The organism is Pseudomonas sp. C5pp, from assembly GCF_000814065.1.
In the GTDB taxonomy this organism is placed as follows: domain Bacteria; phylum Pseudomonadota; class Gammaproteobacteria; order Pseudomonadales; family Pseudomonadaceae; genus Aquipseudomonas; species Aquipseudomonas asiatica.
The window spans coordinates 71,785-94,345 of sequence record NZ_JWLN01000027.1; the positions used below are offsets into that span (position 1 = coordinate 71,785).

The following is a 22,561-nucleotide window of genomic DNA, read 5'->3' on the forward strand; positions in this document are numbered from 1 at the left end:
GGGCGAAACCACCGGGTAGCGGCAAACCGGCTATGCTCGCAGGATGATGCCATTCGCCCTGCTCCACGACCTGCCCCGGCAGCTACGCCGCCCCAACGTGCGCGACCTGGCCTGGGCCCTGCTGTCGCCTCCGTTGCTCAGCGCCCCGCCCTGCCCCCAGCGCCACCCGCTGGCGGGCAGCCTGTGGGCGGACCAGCCACAGCGCCTGGCAGACTGGCTGCGGGCGCTGGATGACGATGACCGCCCATTGCGCGACTGGCTGGCGCAGCTGGGTAGCCGGCGCCTGGGGCACTACTACGAACGGCTGTGGCAGTTCGCCCTGGGCCAGGCCCCGGGCATCGAACTGCTGGCGGCCAACCTGGCGATTCGCGAAGGCGGGCGCACCCTGGGCGAGCTGGATGTGGTGCTGCGCGACCGCGATGGTGTGCACCACCTGGAACTGGCCATCAAGCTGTACCTGGGTCCGGAACACCCCGGGCACGACCCCGACGCCTGGCTAGGGCCAGGCTGCCATGACCGACTGGGAAGCAAACTGGCGCACCTGGCACGGCACCAGTTGCCCATGTCGGCGGGGGCACACAGCCGCGAGGTGCTGGCCGGGCTGGGGGTGGAGCAGGTGCAGGCGCATGTGTGGCTGGGTGGCTATCTGTTCTACCCGTGGCCCGGGCATGCGCAGCCACCACAGGGCGCCAACCCGCAGCACTTGCGCGGGCGCTGGTTGCGGCGGCGGGACTGGATCATGGGCGAAGGTGAGCAATGGCAGCCGCTGCAACGGCATGCCTGGCTGGCGCCGGCGCGGGTCGAGGCGCATGAGTGCTGGGCGGTGGAGCAGTTTGCGGCGTGGCTGCATGTGCTGGAACGGCAGGCTCCGGCGCAGTTGCTGGTGAGGTTGGAGCAAGAGGCTGACGGGGCGTGGCAGGAGGCCGAGCGGGTGTTTCTGGTGGCTGACAGTTGGCCATTTACACCCGAGGCATGATGCAGGCTGTTCCGGCCTCTTCGCGGGCTTGCCCGCTCCCACAGGTACTGCACAGGTCTCTGGCTCAGCGCTGTGCCTGTGGGAGCGGGTTCACCCGCGAAAGGGCCGGTGCAGACAACATAATTTTCACAGACCTGGCGCAAAGATTTGTTACCCCATAGCCACTACAGTACTTCCTGAGCGCCGGCAAGAGCGCCATTCCGACCTGATGACGAGGACCGATCATGGTTTCATCCACCCCCGCGACCCATTACGCGCGCCTGTCCATCGCCCTGCACTGGCTGATGCTGGTGCTGCTGGCCGCTGTCTACGCCCTAATCGAACTGCGTGGCCTGTTCCCCAAGGACAGCGTCGAACGCAACCTGATGAAGGACCTGCACTTCATGCTCGGGCTCAGCGTGTTCGTGCTGGTCTGGTTGCGCCTGGCCATCCGCCTGAGCCGCCCGACTCCACCCATCGTGCCCAAGCCTGCGGCCTGGCAGACCGGCCTCGCGCACCTGATGCACCTGGCGTTGTACCTGCTGATGATCATCCTGCCGCTGGCCGGCTGGCTGATCCTCAGTGCCGCCGACAAACCAGTGCCGTTCTTCGGCCTGGAGCTGCCGCACCTGATCGGCCCGAACCCGGACCAGGCCAAGTTCATCAAAGGCTGGCATGAACGCATCGGCAGCTGGGGCTACTGGCTGATCGGCCTGCACGCTGTAGCCGGGCTGTATCACCACTATGTGCAGCGCGACAATACGCTGCTGCGCATGCTGCCCTACAAGTAACCGCGCCGGCCCTGCAGGCCGCCGGTGTGCACCACGATCAGGCGGGTGCCGGGCGCGAACAGCCCGGCCTCGACCTGCTCACGCAGGGCCAGCAGGGCCTTGCCAGTGTAGAGAGCTTCGAGCGGCACGCCTGTGTGCCGCTCGCAATCAGCGATGAACGCCAGCAGATCAGCGTCGAATTTGCCGAAACCGCCACGGCAGGCGTCGTGCAGCTGGTAGCCATGCGCGCCGGCCAGTGCTGCTACCGCCTCCGGCACACCATGGTCCCTGGGTACCGCCAATGCACCATGCACCACATGTGCGCCCGCCTCGGCCATTACCAGACCGGCCAGGGTAGTCCCCGTTCCGGTAGCCAGCCACCAGGCGTCGTAGCCCGACCAGCCCAGTGCCGCGATCTGCGCGCGCGCCTGCTGCATGATCAGCGCGCAGCCCTGTGCACCGGCAAGCCCGCCTCCCCCTTCGGGGATGCAGTGCCAACCCGGATAGCGCGCCTGCCAAGGTTCCCAGAAACCCGCTTGGTTTCGTGCGCGGTAGCCGCCATAGCCCAGCCAGTGCAGTTCCATGCCCAGCGTCTGCAGGTCACGCACGGTTGGCGTGTCCTGGGCGTGACCACGCAGCAGGCCGGCAGTGGCGAAGCCGAAGCGCTTGCCGGCAGCGGCCAGGGCGTGCAGGTGGTTGGAATGGTTGCCGCCGAGGCTGATCAGGCCCGGGGCGTTGCTGGCGCTGGCCTGTTGCAGGTGATGGCGTAGCTTGAACCATTTGTTGCCGCTGATCAGCGGGTCGATCAGGTCCAGGCGCAGGATGGCGGCTTCTACCTGGGCTTGTTGGAGCCAGGGCAGGATCAGGGGCTGCAGGGGGGCTTGGGGCAGGTCAAAGTGCATCGTGCGAGTTTACCAGTGAAAGCCTGGGGGCTGCTTTGCGCCCCTGTGGGAGCGGGTTCACCCGCGAACACCGGCGCAGCCGGTGCCATACACCGCGCAGCCCTATTCGCGGGTGAACCCGCTCCCACAGGGCCGCAAAGCGGCCCCGGCAATCTCAGAGCTCAGCCGCCAATCTCGAACCCTGGTTGATCGCCCGCTTGGCATCCAGCTCGGCCGCCACATCGGCCCCACCGATCAGGTGCACCGACTGCCCCGCCGCCACCAGCCCGTCCTGCAGCTCGCGCAGCGGCTCCTGCCCTGCACAGATCACCACGTTGTCCACCGCCAGCACCTGCGGCTCGCCATCGGCCACGCGAATATGCAGGCCGGCATCGTCGATGCCCAGGTACTCGACGCTGTTGAGCATCTGCACCCGCTTGTTCTTCAACCCGGTGCGGTGAATCCAGCCGGTGGTCTTGCCCAGGCCGTCACCCACCTTGGATTTCTTGCGCTGCAACAGGTACACCTGCCGCGCCGGGGCATGCGGCTCGGCCTTGATCCCGGCCACGCCACCACGTGCCTGCAGATGGGTATCGATGCCCCACTCCTTCCAGAACGCCTCACGGTCCTGACTGGTGGCCACGCCCTGGTGCACCAGGTATTCGGAAACGTCGAAACCGATGCCACCCGCGCCAATCACCGCGACAGCCTTGCCCACCGGCTTGCGCTCGAGCAGCACGTCGAGGTAGCTGAGCACCTTGGCATGCCCGACACCGGGGATGGCCGGCGTGCGCGGGGCGATGCCGGTGGCCAGGATGATCTCGTCATAGCCACCGTCCACCAGGGCCTGCACATTGACCCGGGTGTTCAGGCGCAAGTCCACGCCCGTGCTTTTGACCTTGTTGCGGAAGTAACGCAGGGTTTCATGGAACTCTTCCTTTCCCGGTACCCGCTTGGCCACATTGAACTGCCCGCCGATCTCGCTGGCGGCATCGAACAGGGTCACCGCGTGGCCGCGCTCGGCAGCCACCGTGGCTGCCGCCAGGCCGGCCGGGCCTGCGCCGACTACGGCAATGCGCTTCACGGTGCGCACAGGCAGGTAGTTGAGCTCGGTCTCGTGGCAGGCACGCGGGTTGACCAGGCAACTGGTCAGCTTGCCGCCGAAAGTATGGTCCAGGCAGGCCTGGTTGCAGCCGATGCAGGTGTTGATCTCGTCGCCGCGACCAGCAGCGGCCTTGTTGACGAAGTCCGGGTCGGCCAGGAACGGACGTGCCATCGAGACCATGTCGGCATCGCCTTCGGCCAGCACCGCCTCGGCCACCTCCGGAGTATTGATGCGGTTGGTGGTGATCAGCGGAATGTTCACCACGCCGCGCAACTTGGCGGTGACCTTGCTGAATGCCGCGCGCGGCACCTTGGTGGCAATGGTCGGTATACGCGCTTCGTGCCAGCCGATGCCGGTATTGATCAACGTCGCGCCGGCCTTCTCGATGGCCTTGGCCAGCAGCTCGATTTCATCCCAGGTGCTGCCGCCCTCGATGAGATCGAGCATCGACAGGCGGAAGATGATGATGAAGTTCGGCCCGACCGCGCCGCGCACCCGGGTGACGATCTCCACCGCCAGGCGCATGCGGTTTTCATAACTGCCACCCCAGCGGTCGGTGCGGTGGTTGGTGTGGGCGGCGAGGAACTGGTTGATGAAGTAGCCTTCCGAACCCATGATCTCGACGCCGTCGTAACCGGCGCGCTGGGCCAGCACCGCGCAATTGACGAAGTCGGCGATCTGCTTCTCGATACCCGCCTCGTCCAGCTCCTTGGGTTTGAACGGGTTGATTGGCGCCTGGATCGCGCTGGGCGCCACCTGGCGCGGGCTGTAGGCGTAGCGCCCGGCATGCAGGATCTGCAGGCAGATCTTGCCGCCGGCAGCGTGTACCGCCTCGGTGACGATGCGGTGCTTGTCGGCTTCTTCCTCGGTGCTGAGCTTGGCCGCCCCGGAATACACTCCGCCCTCATCGTTGGGCGCGATGCCGCCAGTAACCATCAGGCCGACGCCACCGCGGGCGCGCTCGGCAAAGTACGCCGCCATGCGCTCGAAGCCGCCCGGGCGCTCTTCGAGGCCGGTGTGCATCGAGCCCATCAGGGTGCGGTTGCGCAAGGTGGTGAAGCCCAGGTCCAGCGGTGCGAGCAGGTGCGGGTAGCGGTCGGCGGCCATGGAAAGGTCCCCAGGTGGCGTATTCACGGAATGCGGGTGCCTCACCGGCTGGCGGACCCCGTCGTTTGTCTGCCTGCGACATTAAACAGACGTTTGAACGGGCTCAATGATCGAAACTGACAAGTTATTGATCCTCGCGCACAGCGCGACTACCCTAGGAAACTCTTGTTTCCAAGGCGCTGTCCTGCTTCATGCGAAAACTCCTGGCAAGCGCCCTGGCGCTGGTGATGATCGCCGCCCTCTGCGGCTACGGTTTCTGGACCCAGCAGCGCCCGGAAGGCCATTACCTGTCCGACCTGCGCATCGAACTGGCGCTGAACCATGGCGTGCCAGGCGAGCACGGCAACCTGCTCGGCGTCGAACCGCTGCTCTACCCGGGTGACTACCAGAACCTGCAACGCCTGCACCGCAAGCTCTCGGCCTATCTGGAACAGGCCCGTACCCAAGGGCTGGTCGGCCCGCGCACGGTGGTGGTGCTACCCGAGCACATCGGCACCTGGCTGTGGGCGCGTGGCGAAAAGAACGAGCTTTATCAAGTCACGCAAAGCCGCGAAGCCCTGCAATGGCTGGAACTGAGCAACCCGCTGCGTTATGGCCTGGCCATGCTCCGTGCCGACGGGGACGACTGGCGCGCCGACGCGCATCTGCGCATGAAAGCCGAGCAGATGGCTGCGGACTACCAGCAACTGTTCGGTGGCCTGGCCAAGGAATTCAATGTCACTCTGGTGGCCGGCTCCATCGTACTACCCGCCCCCTACGTGAAACAGGGCGTGCTGCATGCCGGCAGCGGCCCGCTGTTCAACAGCAGCGTGGTGTTCGCCGGCGACGGCTCGCTGCTGGGCCAACCGCAACGCCAGCAGTTCCCCGACAGCGAAATGCGCCGCTATGTACATGATGGCCGCCAGCACCCGCTGCAGGTATTGCAAACCCCTGCCGGACGCCTGGGCGTGCTGGTGGGCAGCGACAGCTGGTACCCGGAAAACCACCAACAACTGGCCCAACAGGCAGTACAACTGATCGCCAACCCGGTGTTCCTCAGCGGCAAGGGCAGCTGGCAAGCGCCCTGGCGCGGCAATCGCCACCAGGATGCCAGCGCCGGGCTGCCCTTGCGGCGCGGCGAAGTCAGCGAACAGGCTGCATGGCAGCGACTGACCCAATCGGCCGGAACCAGCGTCAGCAGCATGAGCGTGTTCATGCGTGGGCAGTTCTGGGAACAAGGCAGCGACGGCCAGGGCTTTGCCCGCCAGGCGGGTGAATTGCTGGCAGGCACCCCCAGCCCTGGCGCCCGCTTGCTGAACCTGTGGTTGTAAGCCCATGGCCCGCCCCCGCGTGCGCCTGGGTGACCTGTCGGTTGGTTTTGTCCAGCCGCTGACCGAGGCCCTGCGTGAACTGGGCCACGACCCCGAGCCGCTGCTGCGCCGCTATGGCCTGGACGCGGCACGCCTGGGCGAAGCCGGTGCGCGCTTGTCGATCCCGCGCTACATGCACCTGGGGCACGCTGCCATCGAGCTGTGCGGCGAGGCCGCGCTGGGCCTGCACATGGGGCGCCTGAGCCGCCTGGCGCATGCCGGCCTGGCCGGGGTCACCGCTGCCCAGGCACCGAACCTGGGCGAGGCGGCACGTACCCTGTTGCGCTTCGAACCGCTGTACGCCGCCAACTACCGCGGCCACTCCAGTTTTCAGGAAGATGCCCAGGGCGCCTGGCTGCGCTTCTACTCCATCAGCCCCTACAACACCTACAACCGCTTTGTCGTCGATTCCCTGCTCGCGGGCTGGTTGGCCCAGTTGAGCGACCTTGCCGGCAGACCGGTGCAGGCCGAACGCCTGGAAATCGAATTTGCCGCCCCCGCCTACGCCGAGCGTTACCAGCCGTTGTGCGGCACACCTGTGCAATTTGCCGCCGAACGCAATCAATTGCGCCTGAGCCGCGCCACGCTGCAGTTGGCCAACCCCCGACATTGCCCAAGCACCTGGCAGCACCTGTTGCAATTGTGCGAGGCGGAGATGCTGCAACGCACGCGCGTACGCAGCCTGGGTGAGCGCATCACGCACTTGCTGGGCCCGTTGCTCAATGGTGGCCGCGAACCAGACCTTGAAGAAGTGGCGCTGCACCTGCAACTGCCGACCTGGACCTTGCGCCGCAAACTGGCCGAGGAAGGCACGCGCTTTCGCGACCTGCTCAGCGAAACACGGCGCGACCTGGCCGAGACCTATATCCGCGATACGGAGTTGGCCTTCGGCGAGATTGCCTATCTGCTGGGGTTTGCGTCGGCCGAGGCCTTCCAGCGCGCGTTCAAGCGCTGGACGGGCCTCACGCCGGGGGAGTTTCGCCGCAGCCAGCGGCGGGTGGGCTAGAGCTCGGTAGCGTCGTCTGCCGGTTCCGGGGTGTCCAGTTCATAAGCCTGGAATTCGAGAAGTTCTTCCTGGTATTCGTCCATAGCCCTAAGCCCTCTTCACTCATTTTTCCTGGTAACTGTCGCCTCACCCTAGGCAGGAAGGATGAAGAAATCATGACAAGCTTATGAGTGGTAAACGTAGCAGGGGTTCAGGAAGTTATCGCGGTGCGTCTGTAACAGGGATGGATTGCCTGCACCGGCCTTTTCGCGGGTAAACCCGCTCCCACAGGTACTGCGCAGATGTCGAAAACTGCGCAGTACCTGTGGGAGCGGGTTTACCCGCGAAGAGGCCGGTACAGGCAAGCTATCAAAGGGCGGGGGAAGCGGTCTCGGCGGTTTCGGCAGGCTGGGCTTCCTGCTGCACCTCGATCGGTGCCGCCTCCGCTGGCGGCGCCACTGGCTGCGAGCCCTGGCTGTCATCCAGCACCGGCGCTGCTACCGCCTCGCTGGCCGGGGCTGGCGCCGCTTCAACCAAAGGCGCCGCCACCGGGGCCGGAGCCACCGGCGCTGCGGCGGCCTGCTCCGGCAGCCCCAAGGCAGCCGCTGGCGCGTCGACCTTCGGCGCGGGCTCCTCGACCTTGGCCTTGCTCTCCTGTTTAGGCTTGGGCTTTGGCAAGTAGCTTTCAACCAGGGCGAAATAGCGATCATAGAACTGCGCCGCTGTCACAGTCTCGCTGGCCACCTTGACCATCGAGTCGTCGCTGGAGCCGATCGGCATCGAAACCGACCCCAGTACACCAACGCCCAGGCTAGCGGAAGTGTTGGACTTTTTCAGGGCGTAGCGGTCCTGCAGGGCGTTGGCGAACATGGTCGAACGCTGCTCGTCGCTCACATCCGGCGCACAGGTGACGTTGAAACTGATCTGCAGGTGGTTCTCGCTGTTCTGCTGGAAGCTCTTGTTGCCCACCACCTGGTTGGCGCCGCTGCTGGTGATGATGTAACCCTGGCTGAGCAAGGCGCGTCGGGCGGCCTCGCAGGAGCCGGCATCGCTCACCGGGAAGCTGCGCGAGAAGGTGCCCGAGTCATCGAAGTTCTCGTGCTCGTAGACGGCGGCTTTTTTCGAGGAACAACCGGTCACGCCCGCCAGCACCAGGGCCAGCCCGAGCGCACCAAAGACGGAAGATCTGGTCATTGCGAATTCCGGGTAAGTCAAGAAGGTGCCTATTGTGCAACACAGCAGGCAGGCACAGGAACCGCTGATCGGTGAAGAGTCTGTCAGGTTCGTGTAAATCTGGGTCAAGGGCGGCAATTGCCAGACGCAGAAACGAAAAAAGCGACCCTAAGGTCGCTTTCTCGTGGCTTCGAGACGTTCAAGGGGCCTCGAGGCGAAGATGGCGCAGCGGACGGGACTCGAACCCGCGACCCCCGGCGTGACAGGCCGGTATTCTAACCGACTGAACTACCGCTGCGTATCATTCAGGCTTGCGCCCGATTGAAACCTGGGTCTACCCTTCCGGCGCGATGGCCTCAGGACAGGCACAAAAAAAGCGATAACGTGATCGCTTCTCTTGTGTTTGCTTCAAGGTGTTCAAGGGACCTTGAAACGAAGATGGCGCAGCGGACGGGACTCGAACCCGCGACCCCCGGCGTGACAGGCCGGTATTCTAACCGACTGAACTACCGCTGCGTATCGTTCAGGCTTTCGCCCGATTGGAACTGGGATCAGCCCAAGGCGTTTGCCTTGTGGCTTCAGACCGGTGCCAGGCACCCATCTGATACTGAAAAATGGCGCAGCGGACGGGACTCGAACCCGCGACCCCCGGCGTGACAGGCCGGTATTCTAACCGACTGAACTACCGCTGCGCAGTGCGTTCCTCTCTGGCTATCGGTTTCTTGCGAAACCTGAAGCACCAGGAACATCTCAGGAAGTGGTGGGTGATGACGGGATCGAACCGCCGACCCTCTGCTTGTAAGGCAGATGCTCTCCCGGCTGAGCTAATCACCCTCGCGATGTTGCTTGTTGCGTTTGCTTCGCTGAGGCCGCGAAATTTACGCAGGTGGCGAAGCTAAGTCAATAGCCCCATTGAATTTTTTTCAGAAAAGCGCAAAAGCGGTTCGGTTGCCTGTGGCGGCCTCTTCGCGGGTAAACCCGCTCCCACAGGTACCGCACAGGTCTTGAGAACTGCGCTGCACCTGTGGGAGCGGGCGTGCCCGCGAAGAGGCCGGTACAGGATATGCAGAATGCTCAGGTGTAGATCATCTTGCGGGTCATGCCGCCATCGACCACGAACTCCTGGCCGGTGACGAACGCCGCTTGCCGAGACAACAGCCAGGCAACCATGGCCGCCACGTCCTCCACCGTCCCTACCCTGCCCGTCGGGTGCTGGGCATGGTCCGCCTCGGTCAACGGCTCGGCACGGCGCTGCGACGGATCACGGGCATCGATCCAGCCCGGGCTCACCGCATTGACGCGAATCTCCGGGCCCAGGCTCATGGCCAAGGCATGGGTCAAGGCCACCAGGCCGCCCTTGCTCGCTGCGTAGGCCTCGGTATCGGGTTCGGATTGCCGTGCCCGGGTGGAGGTGAGATTGACGATCGCCCCATTGTGCGCACGCAGGTACGGCGCACAATGCTTGGCCAGCAGCATCGGGCCGTTGAGGTTGACCGCCAGCACCCGGTTCCACTGCGCCAGGCTCAGGCTTTCCAGGGTCTGGTTGTGCGGGTTGGCGATGGCCGCATTGCACACCAGCGCGTCCAGGCGACCAAACTGCCCCAGCACCTCCGACACCCCGGCGCTGACCTGGGCCTCGTCGGCAACGTCCATGGTGATGAACCAGGCATTGTCACCCAGCGCCTTGGCCGCCTTTGCGCCGCGCTGGCGGTCGAGGTCGCTGAGCACCACCTGCCAGCCTTCGCAGATCAACCAGGCGGCAATACCCAGGCCGATGCCGCGTGCGGCACCGGTCACCAGGGCTACCCGGCCGTTATGGCCGGGCGTACCGCCGCGGATTTCAATCACAGTGCCGCCAACCCGCGCGCCAGATCGGCCTGCAGGTCGGCCACATCTTCCAGGCCCACGGCAACCCGGATCAGGCTGTCGCGGATACCCGCAGCTTCACGCTCCTGCGGCGTCAGGCGACCGTGGGAGGTGGTGGCCGGGTGAGCGATGGTGGTCTTGCTGTCACCCAGGTTGGTGGTGATGGAAATCACCCGGGTAGCGTCGATGAAGCGCCAGGCGCCTTCTTTGCCACCCTTGACCTCGAAGCTGACTACCGCACCGAAGCCACTCATCTGGCGCTTGGCCAGTTCATACTGCGGGTGGCTCGGCAGGCCGGCGTAATGCACCTTCTCCACGCCCTCCTGCTGTTCCAGCCATTCGGCCAGCAGCTGAGCGCTTTCGCAATGCGCACGCATGCGCAGGCGCAGGGTTTCCAGGCCCTTGGTGAAGATCCAGGCGTTGAACGGGCTGAGGGTGGGGCCTGCGGTACGCAGGAAGCCCACCACCTCTTTCATCTGCTCGGCACGGCCGGCAACCACGCCGCCCATGCAGCGGCCCTGGCCGTCGATGAACTTGGTGGCCGAGTGGAACACGATGTCGGCACCCAGCTTAAGCGGCTGCTGCAGCGCCGGGGTGCTGAAGCAGTTGTCCACCACCAGCATGGCACCATGGGCATGGGCGATTTCGCTGAGCGCGGTGATATCGACCAGCTCGGCCAGCGGGTTGGACGGCGATTCGACGATCAGCAGCTTGGTATTGGCCTTGATGGCCTTTTCCCAGCCGGCGAGGTCGACCAGTGGCACGTAGTCCACCTGCACGCCAAAGCGCTTGAAGTACTTCTCGAACAGGCTGATGGTCGAGCCGAACACGCTCTGCGAAACCAGCACATGGTCACCGGCACTGCACAGCGACATCACCACGGCGAGGATCGCCGCCATGCCGGTGGAGGTGCCCACAGCCTGCTCGGCGCCTTCCATGGCCGCCAGGCGCTCCTCGAAGGCACGCACCGACGGGTTGGTGTAGCGCGAATAGACGTTGCCCGGCGTTTCGCCGGCAAAGCGCGCGGCGGCATCGGCAGCCGTGCGGAACACATAGCTGGAGGTCAGGAACAGCGCTTCGCTGTGCTCGGCCTCCGGTGTACGGTTTTGACCGGCGCGCACCGCCAGGGTGTCGAAACCGACACCCTCGAGGTCACTGTCCAGTCGTCCGGCATCCCATTGATCCGTCATGCCGTCGCTCCCGAAATCAGTTGTTGTAGAGGTCGATGATCGCACTGACCGCCTGGTTCTTGGCCTTGGCCAGGTCGTTACGAGCCTGCTCGATGCGGTCGAGGTAGGCTTCGTCGATATCGCCAGTGACATACTCACCGTTGAACACCGCACAATCGAACTGATCGATCTTGATCTTGCCGCCACCGACCGAGTCGATCAGGTCCGGCAGGTCCTGGTAGACCAGCCAGTCGGCGCCAATCAACTCGGCCACCTGTTCGGTGGTACGGTTGTGGGCGATCAGTTCGTGAACACTCGGCATGTCGATGCCGTAGACGTTGGGGTAGCGCACGGCAGGAGCTGCGGAGCAGAAGTAGACGTTCTTGGCGCCGGCTTCGCGGGCCATCTGGATGATCTGCTTGCAGGTGGTGCCGCGCACGATCGAGTCGTCCACCAGCATCACGTTCTTGCCGCGGAACTCCAGTTCGATGGCATTGAGCTTCTGGCGCACCGATTTCTTGCGCGCGGCCTGGCCTGGCATGATGAAGGTACGACCGATGTAGCGGTTCTTGACGAAACCTTCGCGGAACTTCACGCCCAGGCGGTTGGCCAGCTCCAGGGCCGCGGTGCGGCTGGTGTCCGGGATCGGGATGACCACGTCGATGTCATGCTCGGGACGTTCGCGCATGATCTTGTCGGCCAGTTTTTCACCCATGCGCAGACGGGCCTTGTACACCGACACGCCATCCATGATCGAGTCCGGACGGGCCAGGTAGACATGCTCGAAGATGCACGGCTGCAGCTTCGGTGCTTCGGCGCACTGCTTGGTGTACAGCTGGCCTTCTTCGGTGATGTACACCGCTTCGCCCGGCGCCAGATCGCGGATCAGGGTGAAGCCGAGGACGTCCAGGGCCACGCTTTCCGAAGCGATCATGTATTCCACGCCTTCGTCGGTGTGACGCTGGCCGAACACCACCGGGCGGATGCCGTTGGGGTCACGGAAGCCGACGATGCCGTAGCCGGTGATCATCGCCACCACGGCGTAACCGCCGACGCAGCGGCTGTGCACGTGGGAAACCGCGGCGAACACGTCTTCTTCGGTCGGCTGCAGCTTGCCACGCACCGCCAGCTCATGGGCGAACACGTTCAGCAGTACTTCCGAGTCGGAGTTGGTGTTGACGTGGCGCAGGTCGGACTCGTAGATTTCCTTGGCCAGCTGCTCGACGTTGGTCAGGTTGCCGTTGTGTGCCAGGGTGATGCCATACGGCGAGTTGACGTAGAACGGCTGCGCCTCGGCCGAGGTCGAGCTGCCCGCCGTCGGGTAGCGCACGTGGCCGATACCGATGCTGCCGACCAGGCGCTGCATGTGGCGCTGCTGGAACACGTCGCGCACCAGGCCATTATCCTTGCGCAGGAACAACCGGCCGTCATGGCTGGTCACGATACCGGCAGCGTCCTGGCCGCGGTGCTGGAGGACCGTAAGCGCGTCATACAGCGCCTGATTGACGTTCGACTTACCGACGATACCGACGATGCCACACATGCGACGCAACCCCTACTTTGACGAAACTTGAGTGAATAGTGCTCAGGGCTTTGCCGGCCCGAGCAACTGTTCCTTGAACGGAAGATCAGCTGGAGTGCCGATCAGCCCACTGGGTGTCCACTGGCCGGTAAAACCCAGGATCAGGTTTTTCGACCAGTCGGCGACCAAGAGAAATTGTGGTATCAGGCGTGATTCCTGCCACCAGGTGTCTTGTTGAACCGGCCCCAGGCTGATGAGCCCGATGGCCACCACCACCAGCAAGGCCCCGCGCGCGGCGCCGAAGGCCATGCCCAGGAAACGATCGGTGCCGGACAGCCCGGTCACGCGAATCAGCTCGCCGATGAGGAAGTTGATCATGGCCCCCACCAGCAAGGTGGCGACGAAAAGAATGGCGCAGCCGGCGATGACGCGCATCGACGGCGTCTGGATGTAGCTTTCAAGATACACCGAGAGCGAACCGCCGAACATCCAGGCAACCGCACCGGCAATGATCCAGATGAGCAAGGACAAGGCTTCCTTGACGAAGCCGCGCTTGAGACTGATCAGTGTGGAGACGGCGATGATCGCGATGATCGCCCAATCAACCAAGGTAAATGCCACGGTGCTGCCTGCAGACGTTTGAGGCGGCGCATTTTAACAGAGCGGCGGGGGCTTGGGTAAGCGGAATGTCAGGTGATTAGCGCTACCCGGGCTTACGCGATCTTTGTGGGAGCGGCCTTGTGTCGCGAAAGGGCCGCAAAGCGGCCCCGGCGATTCTGGCTGTGTCGTTGAGATCTTGGGGCCGCTTCCACATGGACCGCGCCGCTGCAAGACCTATACAGAACCCGCGAATGAGCGGCAAAGCCGCCCTCCGGGTTATCAGCTGCGCTCAGGCTGGAAGCGCACCACGAAGCCCTTGAGGCTGTTCTGGCGGTTGATGGCGTCGCGCACGCGCTCGGCCTCGGCCCGCTCGATCAGCGGCCCCACGTACACGCGGTTCATGCCACCCGCCGAGCGGATATAGGCGTTGTAACCCTGGCTACGCAAGGTTTGCTGCAGCTTTTCGGCCCCGGCACGGTTGGACAGGCTGGCCAACTGGATCGACCAGCTGACCGGCAGGCCATTGACGTCGATCTTCGATGGCGCCGTCGGCGCGGCCGGCTTGGCTGCCGGCTGAGGCTCGACCTTGGCCACAGGCGCCTGCGGCTTGGCAGGCTGAGGCTGGGGCTGAGGCTGGGGCTGCACCTGCGCTTGAGGCTGGGTCTGCGGTGACGGTGCAATCGGCTGGCTGGGCGTGCTCGCCGGCGCGGTGGACTCGTCCACCACCACCGGTGCCTGTTGCGGCTCTTGCGCAATGGCCTGCGGCTCCGGCACGGCGACCGGCTCCACCTTCACTTCCGGCAGGCTTGGCATGGCCGGTGCCTGCGGGGCATCGACGCGCACCTGACGCATCTCGTCCTCGCGGGTGAACAGCATCGGCAGGAAAATCACCGCCAGCGCCACCAGCACCAACGCACCCACCATGCGCTGTTTCATCCCTTTATCCAGCACTGCCATCTACTCCACCCTCCTGGGCGTGCCGCTCCAGCCATTCCAGTGCCTGGGCAACACAGAAAAACGAACCGAACAGCAAGATCTGGTCATCCGCCGTTGCCTGCGCGCATTGCCCTTCAAGGGCAGCATCGACGCTGGCATAAGACTTCACCGCGGCGCCGACGTTCGTCAAGGCCGTGGCCAGCTCCTCAGCCGGGCGGCTGCGCGGGGTATCCAGTGGCGCCACTGCCCAGTCGTCGACCAGCCCCTGCAGCGGCGCGACAACACCGTCCAGGTCCTTGTCGGCGAGCAGGCCGAACACCGCCAGGCGGCGCCCCTTCAGCGGCCGGGCCGCCAGGCGCCGGGCCAGGTACTCCGCGGCGTGCGGGTTGTGCCCGACATCCAGCAACAGTTCCAACTGCTTGCCCTGCCAGATCAGCTGGCGACGGTCGAGGCGCCCCGTGATTCGGGTATCCAGCAGCGCCTGGCGAATCTGCCCGGCGTCCCAGGGCAGCCCCATCAGCAGGTAGGCCTGCAGGGCCAGCGTGGCGTTTTCCATGGGCAGGTCGAGCAAAGGCAGGCCAAGCAGCTCTACCGGCGCTCCATCAGCCGCAGTACCCCGCCAGTTCCAGCTGCCATCGGCAATGGCCAGGTCGAAGTCACGACCACGCAGGAACAGCGGCGCAGCCAGTTCGGCGGCCTTGTCCAGCAGCGGCTGAGGCGGATCCAGGTCACCGCACAGTGCCGGCTTGCCCTGACGGAAGATGCCTGCTTTCTCGAAGGCCACCAGCTCGCGGGTATCACCCAGGTAATCGACATGATCGACGCCGATGCTGGTCACCAGGGCCAGGTCGGCATCCACCACGTTCACGGTGTCCAGGCGGCCACCAAGCCCCACTTCAAGTACCACGGCATCTAGCTGCGACTGGTAGAACAACCAGAACGCGGCCAGCGTGCCCATCTCGAAGTAGGTCAGGGAAATTTCGCCCCGCGCCGCCTCGACGGCGGCGAAGGCTTCGCACAGGCGCTCATCGCTGGCCTCTTGGCCATCGATCAGCACCCGCTCGTTGTAACGCAACAGGTGCGGCGAGCTGTACACGCCAACCTTCAACCCCTGGGCACGCAGCAGCGAGGCCACGAAGGCACAGGTCGAGCCCTTGCCGTTGGTGCCGGTTACCGTCACCACACGTGGCGCCAGCTTGCCCAGCGCCAGCCGGGCAAGCACCTTCTGCGACCGCTCCAGACCCATGTCGATGGCCGAGGGGTGCAACTGCTCGAGGTAGGCGAGCCATTCGCCCAGGGATCGTTGTTTCATCACGCGACGGCAGCCGCCTCACGCGCTTGCTCCGGGGTTTCCTGGCCGGTCATCTGCGCCAGCAGGCGGGCCAGACGCGGGCGCAGCTCGCCACGAGAGATGATCAGGTCGATGGCGCCGTGCTCCAGCAGGAACTCACTGCGCTGGAAGCCTTCCGGCAGCTTCTCGCGCACGGTCTGCTCGATCACGCGCGGGCCGGCGAAGCCGATCAGTGCCTTCGGCTCGCCGACGATCACGTCACCGAGCATGGCCAGGCTGGCGGAAACACCACCGTATACAGGATCGGTCAGTACCGAGATGAACGGGATACCTTCTTCGCGCAGGCGCGCCAGCACGGCCGAGGTCTTGGCCATCTGCATCAGCGAGATCAGCGCTTCCTGCATGCGTGCACCGCCCGAGGCGGAGAAGCAGACCATCGGGCAGCGGTGCTCCAGGGCATAGTTGGCCGCGCGCACGAAGCGCTCGCCGACGATGGCACCCATGGAGCCGCCCATGAACGAGAACTCGAAGGCGCTGACCACGATCGGCATGCCCATCAGGGTGCCGCTCATGGAGATCAGGGCGTCCTTCTCGCCGGTTTGCTTCTGCGCGCCAGCCAGGCGGTCCTTGTACTTCTTGCCATCACGGAACTTCAGGCGGTCGACCGGCTCCAGGTCGGCGCCCAGTTCGGCACGGCCATCGGCGTCGAGGAAGATGTCGATGCGCGCACGTGCGCCGATGCGCATGTGGTGGTTGCACTTGGGGCAGACATCCAGGGTCTTTTCCAGCTCCGGACGATACAGCACGGCCTCGCAGGCCGGGCATTTGTGCCACAGGCCTTCAGGCACCGAGCTCTTCTTCACCTCGGAACGCATGATCGAAGGGATCAGTTTGTCGACTAACCAGTTGCTCATGCTTTCTTTCTCCAGTATTGGCAGGCGTGGTCCGGTGTCGCCGGCCCTACCCTGCCCTTGAGCTCAAAATCTTTATGAAACGATGATGGACCGGCCGCCGGGACTACCAGCACGCCACCCCACCGCTAATGTGTTGTGTTGCCGCCACAGGCGCAGGCGGCTGCCCCGCAGGGCTGCGAAAGCTATGGACGATGGCGCGCAGCCAGCCGTCACATCTGCCATCACGCCTGTTTCAACGCACGCATGAAGGCCTCGATCTTCGCCGCGTCCTTGATGCCCTTGGCTTGCTCCACGCCGCCACTGACATCCACCGCGTAAGGCCGCACCTGGGCGATGGCCTGGCCGACATTGTCGGCAGACAGCCCGCCCGCCAGGATGATCGGCTTGCTCAGGCGCGCAGGCACCAGCGACCAGTCGAACGCTTCACCGGTGCCTCCGGGTACGCCCGGCACGTAGGTGTCCAGCAGAATGCCGCGGGCACCAGCGTAAAACCGGCAGGCCGCCTCCAGGTCGTCGCCCGGGCGCACGCGCAGGGCCTTGATCCAGGGGCGGTGGTAGCCTTCGCAGTCCTGTGGGGTTTCGTCGCCGTGGAACTGTAGCAGGTCCAGCGGAACCACTTCGAGGATCTCGTTCAGCTCGCAGCGCGAAGCATTGACGAACAAACCGACCGTGGTCACGAACGGCGGCAGCTCGGCAATGATCGCCCGCGCCTGGCGCACGTCCACGGCGCGCGGGCTCTTGGCATAGAAGACGAAGCCGATGGCATCGGCCCCCGCTTCGGCAGCGGCCAGTGCGTCTTCGATGCGGGTAATCCCGCAGATCTTGCTGCGAACATTGCTCATGGACAGCGAACCCTGCTTGTTACGGTGAAAGGCCGGATGTTAGCAAATGACTTTTCGCCCGTCAGTCTGCCAATGCTTCGTAACCGGTCAAAAAGTGTGGACCGATGTAACGCCTGGGCAGCGCGTACTCCTCGGGGTACTCCACCTGTACCAGATAGAGGCCGTATGGGTGCGCCGTGACCCCACCTTCGCGGCGGTTGCGCCCTTCCAGCACCTCACGCGCCCAGGTGACCGGGCGCTCTCCGGCACCGATGGTCATCAGTACACCGGCAATGTTACGCACCATGTGGTGCAGGAAAGCCGTGGCGCGCACGTCCAGCACGATCATCTGGCCATGGCGGGTGACGCGCAGATGGTAGATGTGCTTGATCGGCGACTTGGCCTGGCACTGGCTGGCGCGGAAGGCACTGAAGTCATGAGTACCAAGCAGGTACTGCGCGGCTTCGGCCATGCGTTCGACATCCAGCGGGCGGTGGTTCCAGGTGACTTCCTCGGCCAGGTGGGCCGGGCGGATCGGGTCGTTGTAGATGACGTAGCGGTAACGCCGGGCGCAGGCCTTGAAGCGGGCATGGAAGTCGGCCGGCATCGGCCGCGACCAGACCACGCTGATGTCATGGGGCAGGTTGAAGTTGGTGCCCATGGTCCAGGCGCGCTCATCGCGCACGGCGCGGGTGTCGAAGTGCACGATCTGCCCACAGCCATGCACGCCGGCGTCGGTGCGCCCGGCGCAGATTACCGAGATCGGCTCGTTGGCCACCTTGGACAGGGCCTGCTCCAGGGCCTGCTGGACACTGGGCACGCCACTGGCCTGGCGCTGCCAGCCACGGTAGCGCGCGCCTTTGTATTCCACGCCCAGGGCGATGCGGGAGTAGCCTTCGGCCGCAGACTCGGCGGCGGCGGTGTCGATGATGTCCAAGAGCATGAAACCTGTGGGGGTGTACGGAATGGCGGGGATTATAACGACAACGGCAGCCGTGTAGGGCTGCCGTTGAATATGCACCGCATTTGAGGGCCTCTTCGCGGGCTCGCCCGCTCCCACAGGTTACTCACAAGGTCGAAAATGTGTGGAGATCCTGTGGGAGCGGGCAAGCCCGCGAAGAGGCCGGCCCTGCTTACATCAGACCAACCGGGAGAGCATGTCCTCGGCCTCCTGACGCTGGCTGTCGTCGCCATCCTTGACCACTTCATCGAGGATGTCGCGCGCGCCCTGGTTGTCGCCCATGTCGATATAGGCGCGGGCCAGGTCAAGCTTGGTGGCCACTTCGTCGCTACCGGAGAAGAAGTCGAAGTCCAGGTCGTCCAGTGGCTCGGGCTCGGGCTGGGCAGCCGCATCCTCGCTGGTGAAATGCGGCTCCAACGACGGCGATTCGAGGCTCTGCGACAGCTTGTCCAGTTCGGCGTTGACGTCGTCCAACTCCGAGGCAAAGCTCTTGGCTGCCGGCGAATCGTCTTCCAGCGACAGCGAAAGGTCGAAGTCGGATGGCAGATCGAACTCGGAAAGCGGGTCGAACGCTGGCTCGCTGTCGAAGGCAGCCAGCTCGGCAGCGACATCCACCGGGGGTTCGTCGACCGCAGCCGGGGCGGCCGGGGCAACCGGCTCGCTGATGTCGAGGTCGAAGTCGGACAGCTCCACAGCGGGCTGTGGCTCGGCCTGTGCCAGCATGGCCTCGAATTCGGCGTCAGCGTCGGCCTGTAGCTCGGCGTCCACCGCAAACGGCTCGTCTTCGGGCTGAGCCGATTCCAGCACGGGTTCATCCAGCACCGGCTCTTCGACTACAGGTTGCTGGGCCACAGATTCGTCCAGCAGCGGCGCTGCCAGCGGGTCTTGCTCGGGCAGGTCGCCACCCAGGCTCAGGTCGAAGGCACTGTCCAGGTCCTGCTCGTCCAGGCCCGGCGCATCGAGGGTCGGCACTTCATCGAAGGCATCCAGCTCAGCATCCAGATCAACTTCGGGTTCGAGCGCTGCTTCAGGTTCCGCCAGGGCAACAGCCTCTGGTTCAATCGCCACCTCTGGCTCGACCGCCGGCACTTCCTCCGGCGCCACGTCGGCAACCACTGGCGTATCAGGCTGATCCTGCAACAGCTCCTGCACGTACTGCTCATCCATCTCGGCAGCCAGGGCCGCCGCGCCCAGGCCAACAGCGGCCAGGCCGAGCATGGCCGGGTAGCGCTCTTTCAGCCCGGCAACCGCTTCACTGTTCTGCTCACTGGCCGGCAACTTGCGCTCCTGCTCGACGAACGCGCTCTGGTCACCCTGGCGGGCGTACACATCCATCAGTTTCAGGCGCAGGTCGTCACGCTGCGGCGCGGCGGCCACGGCAGGTTCCAACAGGTCGGTAGCGCGGTTCAGGCGGCCTTCGGCCACGCATTGCTCGACTTCCGCCAGCAGCGCGGCATGCGGGTCGGCTTGCTGTTCAGGTTGCGCTTCGAAGGCGGGTGCCGCCGTTTTTTCCGCGGCGGTGGCGGCGGCAGCCGAAGCGGCGACCACGGCCGGCGACAGGGTCACGCTCGGCGCCGAGACTTCTACTCCATCGAAGCTTGCGCTATCGCTGTCAAAGCCTGCGCCCTGCTCTTCTTCCAGCGCCCGCGCCATGCGCAGGTGTTTTTCAGCCTCCTGCTGGGCCTTGCGCTTGCGCGCCAGCAACAGCAGCAGAAGCAGCAGTACGAGGAAGGCGCTACCGGCAATCAGCCCGAGCAGCAGCGGGTTGCCCATGATTTCGTCGATCACGCTGTCAGGCTGACCGGCAGGTGCGGCCTCGGCGGCGGGCACCGGCTTGGGTGCGGTATCGACGGCGGCAGGCGCAGGCTTGGCGACCGGTTCGGCCGGTGCAGCCGCCCCCTGGGCTTCAAGGCGGGCCAACTGGTTGTTCTTCAACTCGATCAGACGCTGCAGCTTGTCCAGCTGGCTCTGCAGGTCGGCCATGCGGCTCTTGAGCTCTTCGTTGTCGCGACGACTGGTGTCCAGGCTTTCCTGGGCCACCGCCAGCTTGTCATTGAGGGCCTTGGCCTGGTCGGCACCGGCCTGGTTGCCCGGGCTGACCAGGCGCAGGTTGTCGCCCTGGGCGATACGCGCCGGAGCTGCCTCGGCAGCACCGCGGCGGGTGGCGTCCAGCTGGCGGGCACGCGGGCCCAGGCGACGGCCTTCACGCCAGGCAGCATACTGCTCGGCCACCTCGGCGGTCGCCTCTCCCTGCGGGATATTCTGGATCTGCTGCTGGTCGGGCAGGCGCAATACCTGGCCAACCTTCAGCTGGTTGATGTTGTTGCCGATGAAAGCGTCCGGGTTCAGGGCCTGGATCGCGATCATGGTCTGCTGGATCGAGCCGCCCTGGGTATTGCGCGCAGCAATCTGCCACAGGGTGTCCCGGCGCTGGGTGGTATAGCTGCCGGCAGCGGTCACCGCTGGCACGACATTGCCTGCCGCAGGCTTGTCGCCCTGGGCCTTGGCCTGGTCGAGCAGCACGCTGTAGTCACGCAGCAGGCGGCCCTGCGGCCACATCACCTGGACCAGGAACTTTACCACCGGCTCAGGCAGCGGCTGGCTGGAGGTAACACGCAGCACGCTCTTGCCGTTGGGGTTGATCACCGGCGTGAAGGTTAGGTCTTCGAGGTAGGTTGGGAATGCCACCCCGGCCTTGCTGAAATCTTCCGGCGGCGCCAGGCTCGGTGCCACTTCGGCAGCGGTGAGGTCGCGCACGTCGAGCAGTTCGATCTCGGCGTCCAGGGGCTGGTTCTGTGCCGATTTGAGGGTCAGTTCCCCCAGACCCAGGGCATTCGCCATGCCCGACGACAGCGCCGATGCTGCAGCCATGGCCAGAACCAGTTTGCGAATTCGAAGCATGACCTCTTCCCTTGTATGAAGCGTCCTGAAACCTGCATGCAGAGCAGGACAATAGTGCTCGCCAGTATCTTTTACGGCATGTGTTTAATCAACAATTGCGCCACTTGCACAGCATTGAGCGCGGCGCCTTTGCGCACGTTGTCGGTGGTCAGCCAGAGGTTGAGCTGCTGGTCTTCATCAACACCATGCCGTACACGACCAACATAGACCACGTCCTGGCCTACTGCGTCGCCTACCGGAGTCGGATAATCGTCGCGCTCCACCAGTTCGACGCTGTCAGCCGCCTCGAGGGCCTGGTTGACCGCCTCCAGGTCGACCGGGCGACGGCTCTGTACCGCCACAGTGAAGCTATCGCCGAAAAACACCGGGACTTGAACGCAGCTCACGGAAATCTTCAGTTCAGGCAGGCCCAGCAGCACACGCAGCTCGCTGACCAGGCGGCGCTCCAGGGCGGTGTGGCCTTGCTCATCGGCGGCACCGACCTGCGCCAACATGTTGAACGCCACCTGGCGATCGAAGAAGCGCGGTTCCAGGGGCCGGGCATTGAGCAGCTCGGCAGTTTGCCGGGCGAGTTCGTTGACAGCTTCCCGACCTTGTGCGGACACCGCCAGCGCGGCCATCACCTGCACCCGTTCGATATCCAGCAGGCGCTTGAGCGGTGCCAGAGCAACGGCCAGGGCAACCGCGGCCGAGCACGGGCTGACGATGCGCGCGGGCAATGCCAGGTCAATCAGGCGTTCGGCGTTGGCTTCGGGCACCAGAGCCAGGGCGTCGTCCAGACCAGCGGACAGGTCGATGACCGTGCAGCCTGCCTGCAGCGCCTTGCTGGCAAAGCTTCGGCTGACTGCGGCGCCTGCGGCGAAAAAGGCCAGCTTGACCTGGGCAAAGTCGAAGCTGTCCACCTCACGTACCTTCAGCTTCTTGCCGGCGAACATCACGCTACTGCCCGCCGATTCCATGCTGGCCAGCAGGTGCAGGGTGGCGACCGGGAAATCCAGCTCTTCGAGGATCTGCACCAGGGCTTCACCGACGCTGCCGGTGGCGCCGACGACGGCGATGTCCAAAGGGTGTGTCATGGAAGGGATCCTTTTGCTGAGAACGGCGGGGGGCGGCACTTTACTCGGATTGTAGGCGTTTGTCTTTGTTGGCCCTATGGCGGGCCTGACGGGTCCCGCGTTTGAATGCGTGATGGCCGCTATGGGCTTGTCGCGAGATATTTGTCGCCTGTTACATCGAGCGCCGCGCGGGCGGCGCT

The 22,561-nt window shown here is 64.8% G+C and carries 18 protein-coding genes and 4 tRNA genes; 4 read left to right on the forward strand and 18 right to left on the reverse strand.

Annotated features, from left to right (window positions below):
* The first annotated feature begins 43 nt into the window (after positions 1-43).
* Both RR51_RS20610 and RR51_RS20615 read left to right on the forward strand, forming a co-directional pair.
* The gene (locus RR51_RS20610) at positions 44-976 is read left to right on the forward strand and encodes a DUF1853 family protein (RefSeq protein ID WP_039614546.1); all 933 of its coding nucleotides are present in this window, start codon (positions 44-46) and stop codon (positions 974-976) included.
* Between the two features lie 224 nt (positions 977-1,200).
* A complete protein-coding gene (locus RR51_RS20615) occupies positions 1,201-1,746 on the forward strand; it encodes a cytochrome b (RefSeq protein ID WP_025338253.1) in 546 nt (181 codons plus the stop codon).
* Here the strand turns inward: RR51_RS20615 and RR51_RS20620 are convergent.
* Together RR51_RS20620 and RR51_RS20625 are read right to left on the reverse strand one after the other, a co-directional pair.
* Complete coding sequence (locus RR51_RS20620; RefSeq protein ID WP_039614547.1) at positions 1,737-2,627, reverse strand: 1-aminocyclopropane-1-carboxylate deaminase/D-cysteine desulfhydrase; 891 nt, start codon at positions 2,625-2,627, stop codon at positions 1,737-1,739. The two genes, RR51_RS20615 and RR51_RS20620, sit on opposite strands and share 10 nt — an antisense overlap.
* Before the next feature lie 154 nt (positions 2,628-2,781).
* Positions 2,782-4,818 (reverse strand): NADPH-dependent 2,4-dienoyl-CoA reductase, encoded by a 2,037-nt coding sequence (locus tag RR51_RS20625; RefSeq protein WP_039614548.1) that lies wholly within the window; start codon positions 4,816-4,818, stop codon positions 2,782-2,784.
* Positions 4,819-5,009: 191 nt separating this feature from the next.
* On the opposite strand from RR51_RS20625, the gene RR51_RS20630 reads away from it, so the two are divergent.
* Together RR51_RS20630 and RR51_RS20635 are read left to right on the forward strand one after the other, a co-directional pair.
* A complete protein-coding gene (locus RR51_RS20630) occupies positions 5,010-6,128 on the forward strand; it encodes a nitrilase-related carbon-nitrogen hydrolase (protein ID WP_024086535.1) in 1,119 nt (372 codons plus the stop codon).
* Positions 6,129-6,132: 4 nt separating this feature from the next.
* Entirely contained in the window at positions 6,133-7,173 is a 1,041-nt protein-coding gene (locus tag RR51_RS20635; RefSeq protein ID WP_039614549.1) for an AraC family transcriptional regulator, read from the forward strand.
* Positions 7,174-7,521: 348 nt separating this feature from the next.
* On the opposite strand, the gene RR51_RS20640 is transcribed toward RR51_RS20635, so the two are convergent.
* The 16 genes from RR51_RS20640 to RR51_RS20715 all read right to left on the reverse strand — a co-directional run bounded on the left by RR51_RS20640 (position 7,522) and on the right by RR51_RS20715 (position 22,382).
* A complete protein-coding gene (locus tag RR51_RS20640) occupies positions 7,522-8,346 on the reverse strand; it encodes a DUF2242 domain-containing protein (RefSeq protein ID WP_039614550.1) in 825 nt (274 codons plus the stop codon).
* Positions 8,347-8,546: 200 nt separating this feature from the next.
* A tRNA-Asp gene (locus tag RR51_RS20645) sits at positions 8,547-8,623 on the reverse strand.
* A 141-nt stretch (positions 8,624-8,764) separates the two neighbouring features.
* Positions 8,765-8,841 (reverse strand) — tRNA-Asp (locus RR51_RS20650).
* 99 nt (positions 8,842-8,940) lie between these two features.
* Positions 8,941-9,017 (reverse strand) — tRNA-Asp (locus tag RR51_RS20655).
* Positions 9,018-9,083: 66 nt separating this feature from the next.
* Positions 9,084-9,159, reverse strand: a tRNA-Val gene (locus tag RR51_RS20660).
* A gap of 240 nt (positions 9,160-9,399) precedes the next feature.
* Positions 9,400-10,173 carry an SDR family oxidoreductase gene (locus RR51_RS20665; RefSeq protein ID WP_013971614.1) on the reverse strand — a complete coding sequence of 258 codons (774 nt, stop codon included), beginning with the start codon at positions 10,171-10,173 and terminating at the stop codon, positions 9,400-9,402.
* The gene (locus tag RR51_RS20670; protein WP_039614551.1) at positions 10,170-11,381 is read right to left on the reverse strand and encodes an O-succinylhomoserine sulfhydrylase; all 1,212 of its coding nucleotides are present in this window, start codon (positions 11,379-11,381) and stop codon (positions 10,170-10,172) included. The genes RR51_RS20665 and RR51_RS20670 overlap by 4 nt, the downstream gene beginning before the upstream one ends.
* 16 nt (positions 11,382-11,397) lie before the next feature.
* Positions 11,398-12,903 (reverse strand): amidophosphoribosyltransferase, encoded by a 1,506-nt coding sequence (purF, locus tag RR51_RS20675; protein WP_013971613.1) that lies wholly within the window; start codon positions 12,901-12,903, stop codon positions 11,398-11,400.
* 42 nt (positions 12,904-12,945) lie between these two features.
* On the reverse strand, positions 12,946-13,503 hold the full coding sequence (locus RR51_RS20680; protein ID WP_013971612.1) for a CvpA family protein: 558 nt from the start codon (positions 13,501-13,503) through the stop codon (positions 12,946-12,948).
* Between the two features lie 258 nt (positions 13,504-13,761).
* The gene (locus RR51_RS20685; protein ID WP_039614552.1) at positions 13,762-14,439 is read right to left on the reverse strand and encodes an SPOR domain-containing protein; all 678 of its coding nucleotides are present in this window, start codon (positions 14,437-14,439) and stop codon (positions 13,762-13,764) included.
* Positions 14,423-15,730, reverse strand: a complete 1,308-nt coding sequence (gene folC / locus RR51_RS20690; RefSeq protein WP_039614553.1) for a bifunctional tetrahydrofolate synthase/dihydrofolate synthase — start codon at positions 15,728-15,730, stop codon at positions 14,423-14,425. Before folC ends, RR51_RS20685 begins: the two co-directional genes overlap by 17 nt.
* The gene (accD, locus tag RR51_RS20695; protein WP_013971609.1) at positions 15,730-16,623 is read right to left on the reverse strand and encodes an acetyl-CoA carboxylase, carboxyltransferase subunit beta; all 894 of its coding nucleotides are present in this window, start codon (positions 16,621-16,623) and stop codon (positions 15,730-15,732) included. Before accD ends, folC begins: the two co-directional genes overlap by 1 nt.
* A 221-nt stretch (positions 16,624-16,844) precedes the next feature.
* Positions 16,845-17,465 (reverse strand): phosphoribosylanthranilate isomerase, encoded by a 621-nt coding sequence (locus RR51_RS20700; RefSeq protein ID WP_039614554.1) that lies wholly within the window; start codon positions 17,463-17,465, stop codon positions 16,845-16,847.
* 61 nt (positions 17,466-17,526) lie between these two features.
* A complete protein-coding gene (gene truA / locus RR51_RS20705; protein ID WP_039614555.1) occupies positions 17,527-18,387 on the reverse strand; it encodes a tRNA pseudouridine(38-40) synthase TruA in 861 nt (286 codons plus the stop codon).
* A 195-nt stretch (positions 18,388-18,582) separates the two neighbouring features.
* Complete coding sequence (locus RR51_RS20710) at positions 18,583-21,306, reverse strand: FimV/HubP family polar landmark protein (protein ID WP_039614556.1); 2,724 nt, start codon at positions 21,304-21,306, stop codon at positions 18,583-18,585.
* 71 nt (positions 21,307-21,377) lie between these two features.
* The gene (locus RR51_RS20715) at positions 21,378-22,382 is read right to left on the reverse strand and encodes an aspartate-semialdehyde dehydrogenase (RefSeq protein WP_039614557.1); all 1,005 of its coding nucleotides are present in this window, start codon (positions 22,380-22,382) and stop codon (positions 21,378-21,380) included.
* Positions 22,383-22,561 lie beyond the last annotated feature (179 nt).

Coding starts and splice junctions, on each gene's coding strand:
- purF (WP_013971613.1), bottom strand. CDS start 12,903: ATGTGTGGCATCGTCGGTATCGTCGGTAAGTCGAACGTCAATCAGGCG.
- accD (WP_013971609.1), bottom strand. CDS start 16,623: ATGAGCAACTGGTTAGTCGACAAACTGATCCCTTCGATCATGCGTTCC.
- folC (WP_039614553.1), bottom strand. CDS start 15,730: ATGAAACAACGATCCCTGGGCGAATGGCTCGCCTACCTCGAGCAGTTG.
- RR51_RS20640 (WP_039614550.1), bottom strand. CDS start 8,346: ATGACCAGATCTTCCGTCTTTGGTGCGCTCGGGCTGGCCCTGGTGCTG.
- RR51_RS20630 (WP_024086535.1), top strand. CDS start 5,010: ATGCGAAAACTCCTGGCAAGCGCCCTGGCGCTGGTGATGATCGCCGCC.
- RR51_RS20670 (WP_039614551.1), bottom strand. CDS start 11,381: ATGACGGATCAATGGGATGCCGGACGACTGGACAGTGACCTCGAGGGT.
- RR51_RS20685 (WP_039614552.1), bottom strand. CDS start 14,439: ATGGCAGTGCTGGATAAAGGGATGAAACAGCGCATGGTGGGTGCGTTG.
- RR51_RS20625 (WP_039614548.1), bottom strand. CDS start 4,818: ATGGCCGCCGACCGCTACCCGCACCTGCTCGCACCGCTGGACCTGGGC.
- RR51_RS20710 (WP_039614556.1), bottom strand. CDS start 21,306: ATGCTTCGAATTCGCAAACTGGTTCTGGCCATGGCTGCAGCATCGGCG.
- truA (WP_039614555.1), bottom strand. CDS start 18,387: ATGCTCTTGGACATCATCGACACCGCCGCCGCCGAGTCTGCGGCCGAA.
- RR51_RS20615 (WP_025338253.1), top strand. CDS start 1,201: ATGGTTTCATCCACCCCCGCGACCCATTACGCGCGCCTGTCCATCGCC.
- RR51_RS20620 (WP_039614547.1), bottom strand. CDS start 2,627: ATGCACTTTGACCTGCCCCAAGCCCCCCTGCAGCCCCTGATCCTGCCC.
- RR51_RS20610 (WP_039614546.1), top strand. CDS start 44: ATGATGCCATTCGCCCTGCTCCACGACCTGCCCCGGCAGCTACGCCGC.
- RR51_RS20700 (WP_039614554.1), bottom strand. CDS start 17,465: ATGAGCAATGTTCGCAGCAAGATCTGCGGGATTACCCGCATCGAAGAC.
- RR51_RS20635 (WP_039614549.1), top strand. CDS start 6,133: ATGGCCCGCCCCCGCGTGCGCCTGGGTGACCTGTCGGTTGGTTTTGTC.
- RR51_RS20715 (WP_039614557.1), bottom strand. CDS start 22,382: ATGACACACCCTTTGGACATCGCCGTCGTCGGCGCCACCGGCAGCGTC.